This window comes from Haloarcula sebkhae, assembly GCF_014647415.1.
In the GTDB taxonomy this organism is placed as follows: Archaea; Halobacteriota; Halobacteria; order Halobacteriales; family Haloarculaceae; genus Haloarcula; species Haloarcula sebkhae.
Genome location: NZ_BMPD01000005.1, coordinates 162,276 through 176,860, shown reverse-complemented (window position 1 = coordinate 176,860; position 14,585 = coordinate 162,276). Strand labels below are relative to the sequence as shown.

At 62.7% G+C, this 14,585-nt stretch carries 17 protein-coding genes; 7 read left to right on the top strand and 10 right to left on the bottom strand.

Annotated features, from left to right (window positions below):
* Positions 1-29 precede the first annotated feature (29 nt).
* The 3 genes from IEY38_RS15140 to IEY38_RS15135 form a co-directional block, all read right to left on the bottom strand.
* A complete protein-coding gene (locus IEY38_RS15140) occupies positions 30-2,141 on the bottom strand; it encodes a GH32 C-terminal domain-containing protein (RefSeq protein WP_188979169.1) in 2,112 nt (703 codons plus the stop codon).
* Between the two features lie 230 nt (positions 2,142-2,371).
* A complete protein-coding gene (locus IEY38_RS21680; protein WP_023843340.1) occupies positions 2,372-2,506 on the bottom strand; it encodes a hypothetical protein in 135 nt (44 codons plus the stop codon).
* Positions 2,507-2,717: 211 nt separating this feature from the next.
* On the bottom strand, positions 2,718-4,208 hold the full coding sequence (locus tag IEY38_RS15135) for a hypothetical protein (RefSeq protein ID WP_188979167.1): 1,491 nt from the start codon (positions 4,206-4,208) through the stop codon (positions 2,718-2,720).
* Positions 4,209-4,419: 211 nt separating this feature from the next.
* Between IEY38_RS15135 and IEY38_RS15130 the strand changes: the two genes are divergently transcribed.
* The gene (locus IEY38_RS15130; protein WP_170095711.1) at positions 4,420-4,605 is read left to right on the top strand and encodes a hypothetical protein; all 186 of its coding nucleotides are present in this window, start codon (positions 4,420-4,422) and stop codon (positions 4,603-4,605) included.
* On the opposite strand, the gene IEY38_RS15125 is transcribed toward IEY38_RS15130, so the two are convergent.
* Complete coding sequence (locus tag IEY38_RS15125) at positions 4,602-5,696, bottom strand: rod shape-determining protein (RefSeq protein ID WP_005538227.1); 1,095 nt, start codon at positions 5,694-5,696, stop codon at positions 4,602-4,604. The genes IEY38_RS15130 and IEY38_RS15125 overlap by 4 nt on opposite strands.
* A 140-nt stretch (positions 5,697-5,836) precedes the next feature.
* Complete coding sequence (locus IEY38_RS15120; protein WP_188979165.1) at positions 5,837-6,322, bottom strand: FlaD/FlaE family flagellar protein; 486 nt, start codon at positions 6,320-6,322, stop codon at positions 5,837-5,839.
* Positions 6,323-6,492: 170 nt separating this feature from the next.
* Here IEY38_RS15120 and IEY38_RS15115 point away from each other — a divergent pair, with 170 nt between their 5' ends.
* The 3 genes from IEY38_RS15115 (at position 6,493) to IEY38_RS15105 (ending at position 8,763) form a co-directional block, all read left to right on the top strand.
* Positions 6,493-7,398 carry a ParA family protein gene (locus IEY38_RS15115; protein ID WP_188979163.1) on the top strand — a complete coding sequence of 302 codons (906 nt, stop codon included), beginning with the start codon at positions 6,493-6,495 and terminating at the stop codon, positions 7,396-7,398.
* Entirely contained in the window at positions 7,395-8,381 is a 987-nt protein-coding gene (locus tag IEY38_RS15110; protein WP_188979161.1) for a chemotaxis protein CheW, read from the top strand. The genes IEY38_RS15115 and IEY38_RS15110 overlap by 4 nt, the downstream gene beginning before the upstream one ends.
* A gap of 169 nt (positions 8,382-8,550) precedes the next feature.
* Complete coding sequence (locus IEY38_RS15105) at positions 8,551-8,763, top strand: hypothetical protein (protein ID WP_188979159.1); 213 nt, start codon at positions 8,551-8,553, stop codon at positions 8,761-8,763.
* 141 nt (positions 8,764-8,904) lie between these two features.
* On the opposite strand, the gene IEY38_RS15100 is transcribed toward IEY38_RS15105, so the two are convergent.
* The gene (locus tag IEY38_RS15100; RefSeq protein WP_188979157.1) at positions 8,905-10,050 is read right to left on the bottom strand and encodes an NAD(P)/FAD-dependent oxidoreductase; all 1,146 of its coding nucleotides are present in this window, start codon (positions 10,048-10,050) and stop codon (positions 8,905-8,907) included.
* Positions 10,051-10,219: 169 nt separating this feature from the next.
* Between IEY38_RS15100 and IEY38_RS21770 the strand changes: the two genes are divergently transcribed.
* Positions 10,220-10,930: a TRM11 family SAM-dependent methyltransferase gene (locus IEY38_RS21770; RefSeq protein WP_188979155.1), complete on the top strand. Its 711-nt coding sequence runs from the start codon at positions 10,220-10,222 to the stop codon at positions 10,928-10,930.
* Positions 10,931-11,122: 192 nt separating this feature from the next.
* Here IEY38_RS21770 and IEY38_RS15090 read toward each other — a convergent pair whose 3' ends face one another.
* The 4 genes from IEY38_RS15090 to msrA form a co-directional block, all read right to left on the bottom strand.
* Complete coding sequence (locus IEY38_RS15090; protein WP_188979153.1) at positions 11,123-11,530, bottom strand: hypothetical protein; 408 nt, start codon at positions 11,528-11,530, stop codon at positions 11,123-11,125.
* A 90-nt stretch (positions 11,531-11,620) separates the two neighbouring features.
* Positions 11,621-12,595 (bottom strand): phosphomevalonate decarboxylase MvaD, encoded by a 975-nt coding sequence (mvaD, locus tag IEY38_RS15085; protein WP_188979151.1) that lies wholly within the window; start codon positions 12,593-12,595, stop codon positions 11,621-11,623.
* A gap of 100 nt (positions 12,596-12,695) precedes the next feature.
* A complete protein-coding gene (locus IEY38_RS15080) occupies positions 12,696-13,232 on the bottom strand; it encodes a cob(I)yrinic acid a,c-diamide adenosyltransferase (RefSeq protein WP_005538217.1) in 537 nt (178 codons plus the stop codon).
* A 126-nt stretch (positions 13,233-13,358) separates the two neighbouring features.
* Complete coding sequence (gene msrA / locus IEY38_RS15075) at positions 13,359-14,027, bottom strand: peptide-methionine (S)-S-oxide reductase MsrA (protein ID WP_188979149.1); 669 nt, start codon at positions 14,025-14,027, stop codon at positions 13,359-13,361.
* A 91-nt stretch (positions 14,028-14,118) separates the two neighbouring features.
* Here msrA and IEY38_RS15070 point away from each other — a divergent pair, with 91 nt between their 5' ends.
* Both IEY38_RS15070 and IEY38_RS15065 read left to right on the top strand, forming a co-directional pair.
* Positions 14,119-14,289 carry a DUF7838 family putative zinc beta-ribbon protein gene (locus IEY38_RS15070; protein WP_005538215.1) on the top strand — a complete coding sequence of 57 codons (171 nt, stop codon included), beginning with the start codon at positions 14,119-14,121 and terminating at the stop codon, positions 14,287-14,289.
* Positions 14,290-14,357: 68 nt separating this feature from the next.
* Complete coding sequence (locus IEY38_RS15065) at positions 14,358-14,570, top strand: DUF7511 domain-containing protein (RefSeq protein WP_188979147.1); 213 nt, start codon at positions 14,358-14,360, stop codon at positions 14,568-14,570.
* Positions 14,571-14,585 lie beyond the last annotated feature (15 nt).

The following is a 14,585-nucleotide window of genomic DNA, read 5'->3' as shown; positions in this document are numbered from 1 at the left end:
GCCTTTTTCCACGTATCCGGCCGGACCGTCTACCAGACTGAATCCAGTTCCCAGACATCCAGCGACGCAACTGTCGCGCGACCGCCCTCGGCCGACAGCGAGATGCCGGTCGCGTCCTCGCGAGTCGGATACACGCGGCTGGTCAGGCAGTGGCGCTCGTTGGCGAACACCTCGACGACGCTCCCGTCGACGAAGACACGCAGCGACAGCGGCGCGTCGTACGGCTGGACCCGCATCGACTGGGTATCGCCGGTCGCCTGCGGATCGGTGCTCGACGCCGACCGGTCGACGGCAATCTCGCTCTCGTAGGAGTACCGAATCGGCGTCCGCTTCTCGCCGTCCGGCGATTCGAGGACGGACAGCTCGACGGCTTCGGCGTCCTCCAGCCGAACCGCGGCACGGAGTTCAAACGACCGGCTCTCGACCGGCAACTGCTCGGTGTCGCCCGCGTCGAGGCGCACCACGTCGTAGCTCGTGTTGTCGCCACGTAATTCAGTGAGTTCGGGGGCCGGCCGCTGACACAGGCCGCCGTCGTCGGCCAGCGATAGCTCCCGGGGGAGTGACATCGCACCGGACCAGCCGGCGTCCCACTGGCCGCTCACGTCGCGGGCCTCAGGAAGCCATCCCCAGGTCAGGATGCGGCCGTCGTCGGTCCACATCGACTGCGGGGCGTAGAAGTCGCCGTGGTCGAGTTTGCCACGACGGTCGACCTCGAACTCCCCGTCCGAATAGGTGCCCAAAAAGTACACCACGTCCTCGTAGTTCGAGATGTGCAGGAGCTGTCGGTCACCGAAATCAAGCAGCTCCGGGCACTCCCAGACGGTCCCGGCGGTGTCCCGGTCGCCGGTAAGGATCGGGCCCTGATACTCCCAGTTCCGGAGGTCGGCGGATTCGTACAGCAGCGCCGCGCCGCCGCCGCCCTCGATCCCGGCCCCGATGAGCTGGTACCAGGTCCCGTCTTCGCGCCAGACGCAGTGATCCCGGAACTCCCCTTCCCAGTCCTCGGTGCGGAGCACCTCCGGTTCGGCCGGCAACTCCTCGATGATAGGGTTGTCCGGGTCCTTGTCCCAGGCCGTGAGGTCGTCGTCCGCGGCGGTGGCGATACAGGGAAGCTGGCGCTTGTCACGACCGCCCGTGTACAGCACGGTCGGGACGCCGTCGTTGTCGACCGCACAGCCGGACCAGCAGCCGTCCCGGTCCGGCCCGTCGGGCGAGGGGGTGAGCGCGACGGGGCGGTCCTCCCAGTGGACGAGGTCGTCGCTGACGGCGTGGCCCCAGTGGATCGTGTTGTGAAACGGCCCGGCCGGATTGTACTGGTAGAACAGGTGATAGCGCCCGTTCCAGTGGATGAGGCCGTTCGGGTCGTTGAGCCAGTTCGCCGGCGGCGTCACGTGGTAGGACGGGCGACTCGGGTCATCGGTAAGCCGCTCACGCAACTGCCCGAACGTGTCGACGTCCTTCGGGCGGCCGGTCAGCGGGTGCCGTTCGTCTGTCGCCAGGAACGCCAAGGCGTTCTCGATGAGCGTCTCGCGGTTGCCCCGACACACGTCGTGGGTCGGCTGGGCGAACGCCACCGAGGACCCGATACCCAGCACCTGCCCGTTGCCGGGCTCCCAGGAGAGAATCGACATCTGCTTGACGACATCGGTGTCGCCCCGGACCGTGCTCGCGAGCACGTCTCCCGACTGTGGTGCGATGGACTCGTATCTCGCGTAGGGAATCGTGACACCGGCACCGCGGGTATGAACGCGAAGGGTGTCGTAGTCCGCGTGGATCGGGTGGTCATCGTACAGGACTTGCCAGAGATGGCCAGTCGGCTCGGGGATCTCTTCCCAGCCGGTGGCGTCGGGTGCGACCTCCTCGAACCCGAGCGGTTCGACGGCCGAGAGCGCGCTCAGTGTCAGCAGGAGCGAGCCGCCGTCACGGACGTATGCGGCCAGGGCCGGCGCGTCGGTAAGGGTTCGCTCGTCAAACAGTTCGTCACGATGCCACCAGAGGACGTCGTATTCGGTGGGCTCGACCGACGAAAGTGCGCACCGCTCCGCACCGTCAACCGCCTCCTGGCACCAGTCGTAGGCCGACGCCTGCTCGTCCGTACAGGTGTCGGCGTAGAGACAGCCGATGCGTGGCGAATCTGCCATGACCCGTTATCCCCTCCTGAAATATAAAAATATTCGGCAATCGTTTCTGAACGAATATGCACGCTCTTGTGGTTATCGTCGTGGCTGTAGCCAGCAGACCGTCCGGCAATCAGTGGCTGCCTACAGTGTAGCCCCACCCTGTTACGACGATGGAGAGACAACGAGGACAAAATCAATAGCCGTAGCGGTGGCTGACAGCGGACTATCGATGAAAAAGCGAGCGGGACCGGTCAGTGGACGCGAGCGTTGCGGGCCTCGGCCTTCCAGTCGATGACGGTTTCGTGACAGCTGGGACAGACGAACTCGGTGAGCTTTGTCGTCTGGTCGTTGTATGACATCCGTGTGCCACAGTTGGTGCAATCCATTATAATTGTATATATTCTATTGAAGGATATAAATTTTCTCCTGACCATAGTCGGCTCGGCCGGGAGAAGGTCTAACACGCCTGAATTATGCTATCTCGTCGCATGGGGCCCCGCAGAAGCCTTCGTTCTGTGGCGATAGCACATCACTACACAGGTCTCCAGAGCGTGGACGAGCACAGACAGTGAGCCGAGAATGCGTGGCTTGCGGGGACTACGACCCGCCGTGTCCAGTCGGGTCGATTTTCGGGTCAGTGCTACCGGTCTCGGTATCCGAGCGGTCGGTCGTGTCAGTCGCAGACGGCGAGCGTTCGTCGGCGGTCGTGATGTCCACGTCCGGCGCTGTCTCGGTCCCGTCGAAGCGGTCGTCCACGTCGACGGGTCCCTCATCGAGTCTGGCTTTCGCCCGTGAGAGCCGCTGTTCCACGGCATCGAGTTCCGCTTCGAGGTGGTCGGTGGCGTCCGGATAACAGTCTCTGGCGTCTACCAGGGCAGTTTCGAACGCTGCCTTTGCCGTCTTGTACTCCGCTAACGCGGCGTCGGGCTGGCTGGCGTCGGCGTACCAGTCCCCTGCCTCCATCGCGTCCGTCGCGACTGTCCGCCGCGCGGTGACGAGGTTCTCTGCGACGGTCCCCAATCGGTCCCGGACCCGCTTGGGGTCGCCAGCGAACCGCCGTTCGTCCGCCCCCCAGTCGAGTTCGAGAACGTCTCGGTAGGCTTCGAGCGCCTCGGCCCAGTGGTCGGCGGCGACAGCGGAGTCTTCCGCCGCGACAGCCTCGTTGTCGGCTGCAGCCGCAGTGTGCAGCGGTGACTGCTTGAGGTCCTCAATAACAGTGTCGAGTCGGTCCTGCTCGGCACGGATGTCGGTGAGTTCGGGGATGTCCTCTGTGGGGAGCGAAAAGATCTCGTTGTACTCCGCTCTTGCGGCCTCGTAGGCGTCGTACGCCGCCTCGAAATCGTTCTCCCGCCAGTGTTGCTCACCGGTGTCGACTGCTCTGCGGGCGCGGCTGCGACGGACTTCCGTAAGCGTCGCAATATGCCGCTCCTGTACCGTCGTAACCCGGTCTTCGAGCGCGTTTGTATCGCCAGGCGGCCCGAACTCGGTAGCCGTCTCCCCGGCCACGTCGAGACGGTCCCCGGCTTCCAGCACCGTCGCCAGTGCTTGCTCGTAGTCTCCCTGATCGCGCTGCTCTGTCGCCGTCACCAGCATCCGCTTGACCTCGTCTAAGATGTTCTCGACGCGGACCCACGCCTGTGACGCGTGTGAGAGATACGCGGTCAGGTCGACGATTCCCTGCTTGCCGCAGTGAATCCGCCACTCCGTCTCACCGCACCGCCGGAACGTGATCTGGCCATGGCCCAGGGAGTGGTCGCCCGCGACCTGGTCGATATCGACGTGCGGGATGGCGAACCGCCTGTCGCCGTCGTCGTCGCCCACCAGCAACAGGACCCGCTTGTCAGTCACGACGCCGACCATTCGGTAGTTGCTGCCCGGCCGCACAGTCTCACTTGACTCTGAGGTGCCGATTTCGACGCCGTGCTTGCGGCTGGTGAGAGCAAACCGTGGGGTTTCGTCGTCGTCGACGGCTGCCAGTGCCGGCTCGTCGTGGAGATATCCGGTCGAGAAGAGCCCGCCCGAACCGGTACTAGTGAGAACATCGGGTGGTTCTGTCTTCAGATTATCTAACCTGATAATTTTCCCCATTATCGGGCCAGAATGCGTCTGAAGGTTTGAGTTTGACTTATGTATTCTGATACTGGCGTAGTAAATTAATATAAACCCAACGTGAATTGCATTGTCGCGTCGCCGTCAGGGCCGTGGCCGTCGATACTCCACGCGTCTCGTCACGCCGTCCGTCAGCCGGCAGACGGGTGTCTGACTTGGCTTTAGGTATCAGGCTGCCGTAGCCGAGCATATGCCACGTACCAGTCTCGGCGGGGGTTCATCTCAGAAGCGACAGGGTGGTGACCTCGCAACGGACGCGACCAGCCTCGGAATCGACACCGACGTATTCGAACTGCTCTCGACCGATCGCGGTCATAAAATGGCACAGTCCGAGCCCAGAATCGAGCGGTGGCTGGACTGCTGGCGGAATCCCTAGCTGGTCTCGACGAGGCGCGCTGCGATCCGCTGTGCGCCGATGGTCGGTGCGATGTCCGGTTCCTCAGCAGCGATGACATCGATGTCGCGGTTCAGCTCCGCGCTGAGGCGTTCTTCGAACTCGTCGACGATACCGGGGATGCAGGCCATGCCACCGGTGATGGCGATCGGCCGGTCCAGCGCGAGCTGGTACACTTTCATGTAATCGTTCGCCAGTTCCGGCAGGAACGTGTTGGCCAGTTCGTCGACGGCGTCGTCGAGGTACTCGTTGACCGCGTCCATCACTGAGCGCTCGATGGTGAACTCGTGTGAGCCGCCGCCGGGCTGCTGGATGATGTCCGTGAACGGCTCGAAGTCGACGAAGTCGGCGTGTTCTTCCTTGTATTCGCGGGCGGTCTGGTTGTCGATGTTGACACGGCCCTGCGTTTCTTCCTCAACGTAGTTGGCGATCATCCGGTCGACTTCGTTTCCGGTCACCGCGCCCGTCGTGAACGGAGAGAGTTGCTCGCCCCGTCGGTACGCGGAGGCTTCGAGGTTCGTCGACCCCATGTTGACGGAGACGAATATCTCGTCGATGGCTTCGAGGTCGTCGCCGAAGGCCGGAATAGAGCCACACAGCGACTCCGGGTAGCTCTCGACGAGGTCCAGCCCGATAGAGGAGTTCTCGATGACGTTCTGGAGGTTCTCCAGCCCGGTCGGATTGTCGATGGTCGGGATGGCGTACACGACGCCGCTGTTTGCCGGGATGTCGTGCTCCTCGATGATGGCCTCGAAGAACGTCTTGGTCATCTCGGCCCGGTCGGCGTCCTCGGGAAGCCCCGACCGAAGCATGTACTCGACGCGGTCTGGATACTCACGGGCCGCTTCCTCGCCGTAGAGGACCTTTTCCTCGCCGGTCAGGGCGTCCTCGTACGTCGCCATGCACGTTAGTGTCTTGATAATACGGTTCTCCGTGCCGTGTTCGCCCGGCAGGGCAATGACGGTCCGGGTGCTCCCGAGCTTGACCCCGACCGGAACAGCGGCAGCGCCGTCCGACGACACACCGGCGTCCGATTCGGACCCGGTGTCGTCGTCCGCATCCTCGTCACTCATATACGGTCGTCCTTGTCGACCGCCCGATATATATCCTCTCCCTAGTATTCAGGACTGATAGCTGTCCCCTCAGGTGACTGATACTGCGTCCCCCTCAGTATCGGGGATTCGACGGACAGAATTGGTGCTGAAAACGAAGGTTACGTCATCGCAGTGAGCTTCGCGATGTAGACGAGGCTCAGCATGTGGTCGTCGACGCTCAGTTCGTTGTCGTCGTTGGTCGCCGACTCGTCGATGCCAAGCAGGTAATCCGAGAGGTCGTCCTGTACGTCCTCTGTTAGCCAGTCGATCGAGCGATAGTAATCGAGCGCTTCGTCGGCCCCTTTATACCCGGAGTGCATCAGGAGGAACTCGAGCCATTCGAAGACCACGAACTCCGCGGCGTAGGTCTCGGGCAGTGCTTCGAGATAGGGCTTCTCGTGGGCGTCACCACCGAGGAACGGCAGCAGTTCACGGTACAGCCCGGAGCGGAACGAACTCCCCGCAAGCACCTCTTCATCGGCGTCGTCAAGCCCCATGTCCAGGTCCGTCGGGTCCGGGACGTCCTCGTCGCTCATCCCGTTGCCCCGCTGACGAGCCATCTTCCGTAACTCGTCGAGGTCGTAATCGCGCGGGTTGATGGTCATGATATTGACCCTTCAATCTACACAATCATAAATCTTGCACACCGTCAGACGGCCGTCATGCATACGCTCGCGGGTGTTTCAGTCTCGTCCGTGCTCCGTCCCCCAGTTGCGACGTTGATAATCGGGACCACATTTTTATAGTGACTCGGAGTCGACCTGTGGATACTTAGATGATGAACCGGCAATCAAAAACCGGTCCAGCCCGCTTCTGTGTGACCAACGCAAAAGGCGGGACCGGAAAGACGACAGTTGCTATCAACGTAGCCGGTGCACTGAACGACCGCGGCCGGGACGTCCTCTTTATCGACCTCGACCCGCAGGGCAACGCCACGGAAGGCGTCGGCCTCGTCGAGGCGTACGACGCCGACCCGCCGACGCTATTCGACGCACTGACCGGCGATCCATCGGCGCTGGGTGAGCTTATCTGCGAGGGCGAGGAGATGGACGTGATCCCCTCCAGCATCGACATGCTTCAGGCCGAGCACGAACTGACCATCGCCGACCTCATCGCCCGGGTCAACACACAGGGTGGGGATATCGACCAGGCCGCGCTAGCCTCGTTCGCTATCAACATCACGCCGGAGATGGTTACGGGGTCACACGCGCTCGACACGCTCGACCGGGCACTGTCGACGCTCGACGCCGACTACGACTACGTTATCATCGACTGCCCGCCGTTCTACGGGAAGCTGACCGACACCGGCATGTACGCCGCACAGAACGTCCTCATTCCCGCACTGACTGAGGCCACCTCCGAACGGGCCATCGAGCTGTTGATGGACCAGATGGCCGCGATGGAGCGCCAGACCGACGCGTCGATCAACACGCTCGGCGTCGTCGCCAATCGGGTCGAAACGACGTCCGAGGACGAGACGATGCTCGAATGGTTCAACATGGCGTTCCCGGACAGTCCCGTCTGGGAGGTCCGTAAACGGGTGGCGCTGCAGCGCGCGTTCAGCGCCGGCCAGTCTATCTTCGCGACCGAGGAATCGTGTGACATGGCGGCTGTCTTCGAAGACATCGCCGCTGAACTCGACGAGCAGTTCGGCTTTACCGACACAGAGGTACCAGCATGAGTGACGACGAACGTATGGACAGGGCGGAGCGCATCCGGCAGATGCGCGAGGGGAACAAAGCAGAAACTACCGACGACACCGAGGAGACAGACAACGCCTCCGCGGATGGGTCCGGTGAGCGGCCCGACGACGAGGGCGAAACCGAGGAGACGGCAGGCGAGACCGCCGACGCGGAATCGGCGATCGCGGCCAGCGACGACACGACTGACGAAGCGTCTGCAGCCGATGGACAGGCCGACAATGACACCGGCAGCGCCACCGACTCCAGCGGCACAGCCACTGGCCAGAGCGATACTGATGCGATGGCCGCCGCACAGCGAGCGGCCGAGGCCTCCGCACAGGTAACGGCCGACGACACCAACACTGGTGCCGTCGACCAGCCGACGGACGACCTTTCGGCGTCGGCCAACCCGATGCAGGGCCCGACCGGCGTCGAATTGCCGGACCAGGAACTCATCGAAGAGGCGATGGCGTCGGACAACACCGCCACGACCGAGGGTGGCGCTCGCGCTGCGGCTATCGACGACGAGGCGACCCAGACAGAGGAACTGGTCCGGGTCCTCGAATTCGCGCTCGGCGACGAGTACTACTGTCTCGACATCGACTACGTCGAAGAGATCGTCAAACGCGAAACGGTCACTCGCGTCCCCAACACCGATGACTACGTCGAGGGCGTCGTCGACCTCCGGGGGCAGATTACGACGATCCTCAACCCCAAGGAGATGATGGACATCGACAGCGACGGGTCAGAGAACCTCATCGTCGTCTTCGACGCAGGTGTGTTCGAAGAACAGGGCGCGATGGGATGGATCGTCGATGAGGTCCGTCAGGTCGTGCCTGTCGCCGAATCCGAAGTGAACACCGCCCCCGTCGACGGCGATTACATCAACGGTGTTGTCGACCGCGACGGCGAAGACGAGTTCGTCATCTGGATCGAACCCGACGACGTGCTCGGGAACGCGACTGCGGACGGCGAAGACTGACGCGCCTACTGTTTTGCCGCTCTGTTGCACCCATTCAGAACCACCCTCAGTTCCATCTGTAGCTGTAGCCGCTGGGCGCTACCGTTCCGGTCGCACTCGCAGCGGTATGACGGGGCCGTTGGGACGCCCGAGGACAAGAGACATATCCCCACCTGCGATACGCACATATATGGATGCCCTACGAAGTCTGTACCGACGGGCAGATGACCGAGTCCGTGGGCTGTCCCGCCTCCCGTACGCTCTTCTTATCGGTTTCGTCTCCGCTGTTGGCGTGTTTGCCGTTCGGCTTCTGTTGCCCGGTAGCGGGAGCTTCGGACCCGTCGCGATGGGAGTCGCGATGGCTGTCGTCTATTATGCCTTCGACCCGAACAACAAGAGCTGACACGAATTGCTACCTGTATCCCGATGGATTTACACTCCATATCTTTCGGCGACAGACCAGCGGTCGATACGCGCACTGGATTCAGCAGAGTCACGGGAACCAGACACCGCTGGAGGGGTCAACGGGTTGTCTACTGAGTGTTCACTCGTGTTCAGCTTCAACATCGTTGAGGTCCAGCTCCTCACTGACGAGATCGACCGCGTTCTGGACGGCTCCCACCGTTCCCAGATAGCCCGCACCGACAGTCGTCTTGAGCGCCAGCGCGGCGCGCCCGGTGAGGACAGAGGGGCCGACCTTCGCCACGGCGTCGTCGCCGACCGAGACGAGCCAGCCTGGCACGTTGAACTGATACTGGGTCAGTCGGGGCTGGAACTCGCCGTGGCTACCCTGTGACTGCTCAACGAGTGTCCCGATGTTGTCCGCGGCGACACGGGCCTCGCGGATGGCCGCCGCTGCGCTCGATGGCACGGCCTCGCCGTCGCTGTCGACGACCCGAGCGGCGTCGCCGACGGCGAACGTCGACTCGCCGAGTCGGAGGTCTGCCCGGACGACCGGCCGGTCGGCGTCGAGCGCCGGCGACCCCTCGATACCGCCGGTCCAGACGAACTGGTCCATCGACAGGTCCGTGCCGTCTCCGAGCGTAACCGCGTCGGCATTGGCCTCAGCCACGCCGGTTCCGGTCCTGACGGTCACGCCGGCGTCGACCAGCGCGTCGTGGACGGCCGACTGGAACGACGCCGGAAACGCCGGCGCGACGGCGTCTTCCTGTTCGAGCAGGAGGACCTCGATATCGCTGTCCTCGCGCATCTCGGCCAGTTCGCCGGCCACCTGCACACCTGACAGGCCAGCGCCGCCAACGATCACACGGTCGCCATCGCCGAGTTCGAGAAAGCGCTCGCGGATCTCGCGGGCGTCGTCGAGGCGCTTCAGCGGCGTCGCGTGATCGCGCACGCCCGGGAGGTCGTAGAACGCCGTCTGCGCACCAAGACACACCGCGCCCACGTCGTAGGACAGCGTCTCCGCTCCGTCCAGCGTCGCCACGCCGGCATCCGGGTCGACATCCGTGACCCTCGCCTGTCGAATCTCACAGTCGAGTACCTCATGGAGGTCGACAGTGATCTCGTTGGCCAGTGACGGCCGCCGGACGACCCGGTGGAGTTCGTGTTGGACGAGGTGCTCTGTCTGTTCGTCGACGACGACCAGCGAGACGCTGTTGGGGAGAGTCTGTTCGAGCTTTCTGGCGAGCGTGAGTCCGGCATATCCGGCTCCGAGAACGGCGACGCGCATTGTATCTGACTCTTGGTGCGAGACTGAGTTAACTCTGTGTGACCGTTATAGAAACCACCACAAGCTCCGTCTATCCGAGTCTTGTCAAGACTCGCGCACAAGTACAGGCCGAAAGTGCGTTGAGCGTTCAAAGACCGGCTTTTTAATTTCGCCCGCTCTCGCTCTCGCCATGCAGACGTTCCTCCACCTCCTCCACGAGTACGAATTTGACCTCCCTGACAGGTTCGACGGCGACCCACGTACGCCCGCCGCCTATGTCGAGCACTTTCTGTCAGAGTGGACCGACGCTGGCGACACTGTCCTCGACCCGTTCGCCGGATTCGGGACGACCCTTCGGGTCGCAGAACGTCTGGGACGGGAGGCATACGGCATCGAGTACGACGCCGAGGTCGCGTCGTTCGCTCGTGAGCAAGTTGACCATCACGAGCGAGTCATCCACGGCGACGCGCTGGACGCCACGAGCTATGACGACGTGCCGCCCGTCGACTGCTGTTTCACCTCGCCACCGTACATGGTCGAGGAGATGGATGCAGACCCGTTGACGAACTATACCGAGACGGGACGGGACTACGAGCGGTATCTTGCAGATCTTAGGTGCGTGTTCGACCACGTCGACGGTCTGCTGAAAAAGGGCGGCCACGTTCTCGTCGACGTCTCGAACATGAAGTTCGAAGGAGCGGTGACGACGCTCGCGTGGGACGTGGCGAGCGAGGTGGCTGACCAGTTCCGGTTCGAAGGAGAGGTTGTTGTAACGTGGCAGGCCGACAACTCCTCACGCGACCACGGTGAAGGCACATACGGCTACGGGTACGACCACAGCTATTGCCTTGTGTTCGAACAAGAAGGGGACGCTGCTGAGTCCTCCGATAATCCGCGATAGGCCCACGCTGTCTCTGTTTCCTAACTCGCTCTGTCAAGCGTGAAATTACGGGTGGCAGACTGTTGGACATACCTGCTGTATCTTACACTACTTTCTGTAGCTATCCCCTCCCCAAAGTTTCTACCCCGAGTTGTACCGCAGTAAATCGGTTTGAATGGTTCTGTGAACACTATCTGTGTTCGCGACTGGGCCCTATATGCGGCCGAGTGCCGCTTCGGGCACCGGGAACACGAGCCCGTACACGATTCGATAGCCGATGAGGCTGACGTATGCCCCAACGCCTACGTCGTAGAACCACGGAATGGTCGAACTATACAACAGACCTAGCCCGACAGCTCCAAGCATGACAACACCGAAAAGCCCCAAAATGGTTATCTCCCTCTCGGGCAGCGCAGACCACGCACTGTACACTGGCTCAGGGAAGCGCTGGCGTTCGGAGAGATACAGGATTCCTATCGCTGCCAGTCCTGCGATAGCGATGACCGCCCAGTTCACCAGAGACGCCGTTCCGAGCGTTGTCATTACTTCATCATGCAGCAAGAGAAGCATGCCGAAACCGATAGCGAAGTGGAAGGCTATGAGCCGATGTGCAGACGTCACAGCTGACCGTTGTTTGTGATAGCACAAAACAACTTCCACCCGGAGTGGGGGCAACAGCCCTGATGTGTCCGGAGCGTTTCGGCAGTGGGCTCAGAACAGCGCCTTGTCCTCGCCGAGAATCTGTGCGGGGCCACCGACATCCCAGACGCGGGTGTCGACGCCGCAGTCAGCGACCGTTTCCTCGACGCGGCCGACGTACTCCTCGGTCGTATTGATGTAGACGCTCGCGCCGGTGTCGACGGAGAAGTACACCGGCACGTCTTCGGCGTTGCGGAGTTCCCGGACAGCGTTGAATATTTCGAGGGTCCGCGGTTGCCAGTACACCCAGCCGGCAGGACCAGTCATCGTCGCAGCGGCCAGCGACAGGGAGTCCTTCTCGGCGAGGTCGAAGGCGGCGTCGAAATCGCCGTCGTACAGCGCGTCGCGCATATCCGAGATCTGTCCGTGGATGTGGGCCATCCGCGACTCGAACATGTGGCTCTCCGCGGCCTCCTTGTGCGCTTCCTCGGTTTCCTTATATGATGGGACCATCCCGGTAACGATGCGCAGGTCGTCTTCGAGGTCCGTCTCGATGCGCTCGCTCCGGCAGTCCTTGTCGTTCATGCCGGTCCGAAGGTGGGAGAACGCACCCGTCACCGCACGTGCGGCCGAGGAGGACCCGCGGCGTGCAACGGTCGAGATTTCGGGTCGTGTCATGTCAAGACCTGCTGCCTCGACCAGTGCCATCGCCGCAGCGGCAAAGCCTGACGAAGAGGAGCCAAAGCCGATGTTCGTCGGGAAGTTGTTCGCCGATTCGAAGCGGACGCCGTGATCGATGCCGGCCAGATCGCGTACGTGGTCCACGACGGCGTCGATACGCTCGGCCCCTCGGCCGGTGACCTCCTCGCCGTCGATGACGTACACGTCTTCCTCGCGGTCCGGGTCGAAGGCGGCCGTCGTCTTCGAGTGGCTCGGTGCGGTACAGACGGAGATGCTGTCGTGGTACGGCAGTCGCAGTTCCTCGTCGCGCATCCCGTGGTACTTGACCAGCCCCTGAATCGGATGTGCCTTCGCGGTCGCTTTCATACCTCACCCTTCCGGGCCGGTCACTTTGCTATTGCGAACCGCCGCCGCTAGCGTGGCGTCGAGTTTCAGATGTCTCCTGCCGAGAAAAAGCCCCGAAGCGTCAGTAATCGGGGTTTTCCTCGCGGATTCCCTCGCGCTTGTTGACGAGGCGGGCGAGCGTGAACAGGGCGTCCGAGAGCCGGTTTAGGTAGATGATAGCCGTCTCGTTGACACCGGCCTCCTCGGCGGCGAAGGAGACACAGCGGCGCTCGGCGCGCCGACAGACCGCACGGGCGTGGTGGAGTTTCGCCCCAGGTTCGGATCCGGAGGGGAGGATGAACGATTCGAGCGGGTCCAGCTCCGAATCGGCCTCGTCGATGAGGTCTTCGAGCGTCTCGACGTGGGATTCCTGTATCCGCGGGTCGTCCTCCTCTGGGCTGGGGTTGGCGAAGTCGGCCTGGACGATGTGGAGGTGGTTCTGGATGACCCGGAGCTTCTCGTCGATGTCGTCGTGACCGGTCGGCCTGACGACGCCGACCAGCGCGTTCACCTCGTCGACGGTCCCGTAGGCCTCGATACGACGGCTGTCCTTCGAGACCCGCTCCATGTTCCGGAGATCTGTCTGGCCCTGGTCGCCGCGACCGGTATAGATAGTCATAGTTGAATCTGGCACTGCCAGCGTCTTATAGCCGTGGGCGAATCGTTGGGGAGCGCGGGCGGCTGAGATCCGTGGCGAGCGCGGACGGCCGAGCCTCGTGGCGACTGTGGACCGCCGGCACCGCGTTCAGAGCCGGCGACGGACCTCCGAGAGCGCAGCGGGTGAAATATCCAGTTCGGCAAACAGCGCCTCACGTTCGTCGTCTTCGCCGTGGCCGGCAACGAAGCCGTTGAGCCGGGCGGCGACCGTCGAATCGACGAACGCGTCGCCGTAGGTGTCCTCGAGTTCGTCGGCGACGACTGGCGTCGAGCGGAGTTCGTACTTCTGGTGGTAGTCTTCCGCCAGATAGAACTGGTCAAGTGCTTCGATAGCCGTTTCGACGGTCTTCCCGGTCCGCGATTCGAGTTCCTCGCGCGTCTGTTCCGCGGTCTCCTGCTGCCGGTCGTCGTGTGCCAGCACCACGCCGCGGTACTGGCGCTTCAGGGGCGCGGAGAACGGTGCATGGTTCGTCCAGAACACGTCCAGCAGCGCTTCGTAGCTCACTGCGTCGGGGTCGTACTCGACCTGAACGACCTCGGTGTGGTCGCCCAGCGAGTAGTAGCTGGGGTTCGGTTCGGTCCCACCAGCGTAGCCCACCCGCGTCCTGACCACGCCCGGCATCGCGCCGAACCGCGCGTCCGGGCCCCAGAAACAGCCCATGCCGAACGTCGCCGTCTCGGTCGCCGATGGCGGCAGCGATTCAGCGTCGACAGCCAGTTCGGTCGGATGGGTCGGCTCGTACGCACTCTGAGTCATACTGGAAGACAGGGGTTCGAGCGGTTTGCTTGCTTCGACGCCCCGCGTGGAACCGGGAAATTCAACTGTACCCCTGCGAAAACAACCGAGTATGAGCCTCGAACTCGAACACTACTGTCCTGAATGCGAAGAGTACCGCGACTTCTGGAAGGTCGCGAGCACGACGATGCACCTGGGGACCAAGATCAAGTGGCACTGCCCTGAGTGTGACTACGGGTTCGTCCGCATCGACGGCGAAGTCGACACTGGACAGGCAGCATAGCTCTCCGGATCGGTATAGAGACCTCTTAGCAGCTGTTTTACACCGTCCCAGAGATATATCTGCTACCGATGAGTCTCGACCCGCACGACCCGCACGGTGCAGGGAACGCGACCACCGAGCGAACGCAGGCCCCGCACAAGCTGTCGATGACCGTGGTTGAGTACACCGGTGAACCGGATCGCTGTACCGTGTCACCGCGGGGGCTCTCCGGCATTGCCAAGCTATCGACGTGGATTACCGTTGACAAGGAGGTCGTCGTCGATCTGGATGCGATGCGGTGACCGAGAGTTTTTATC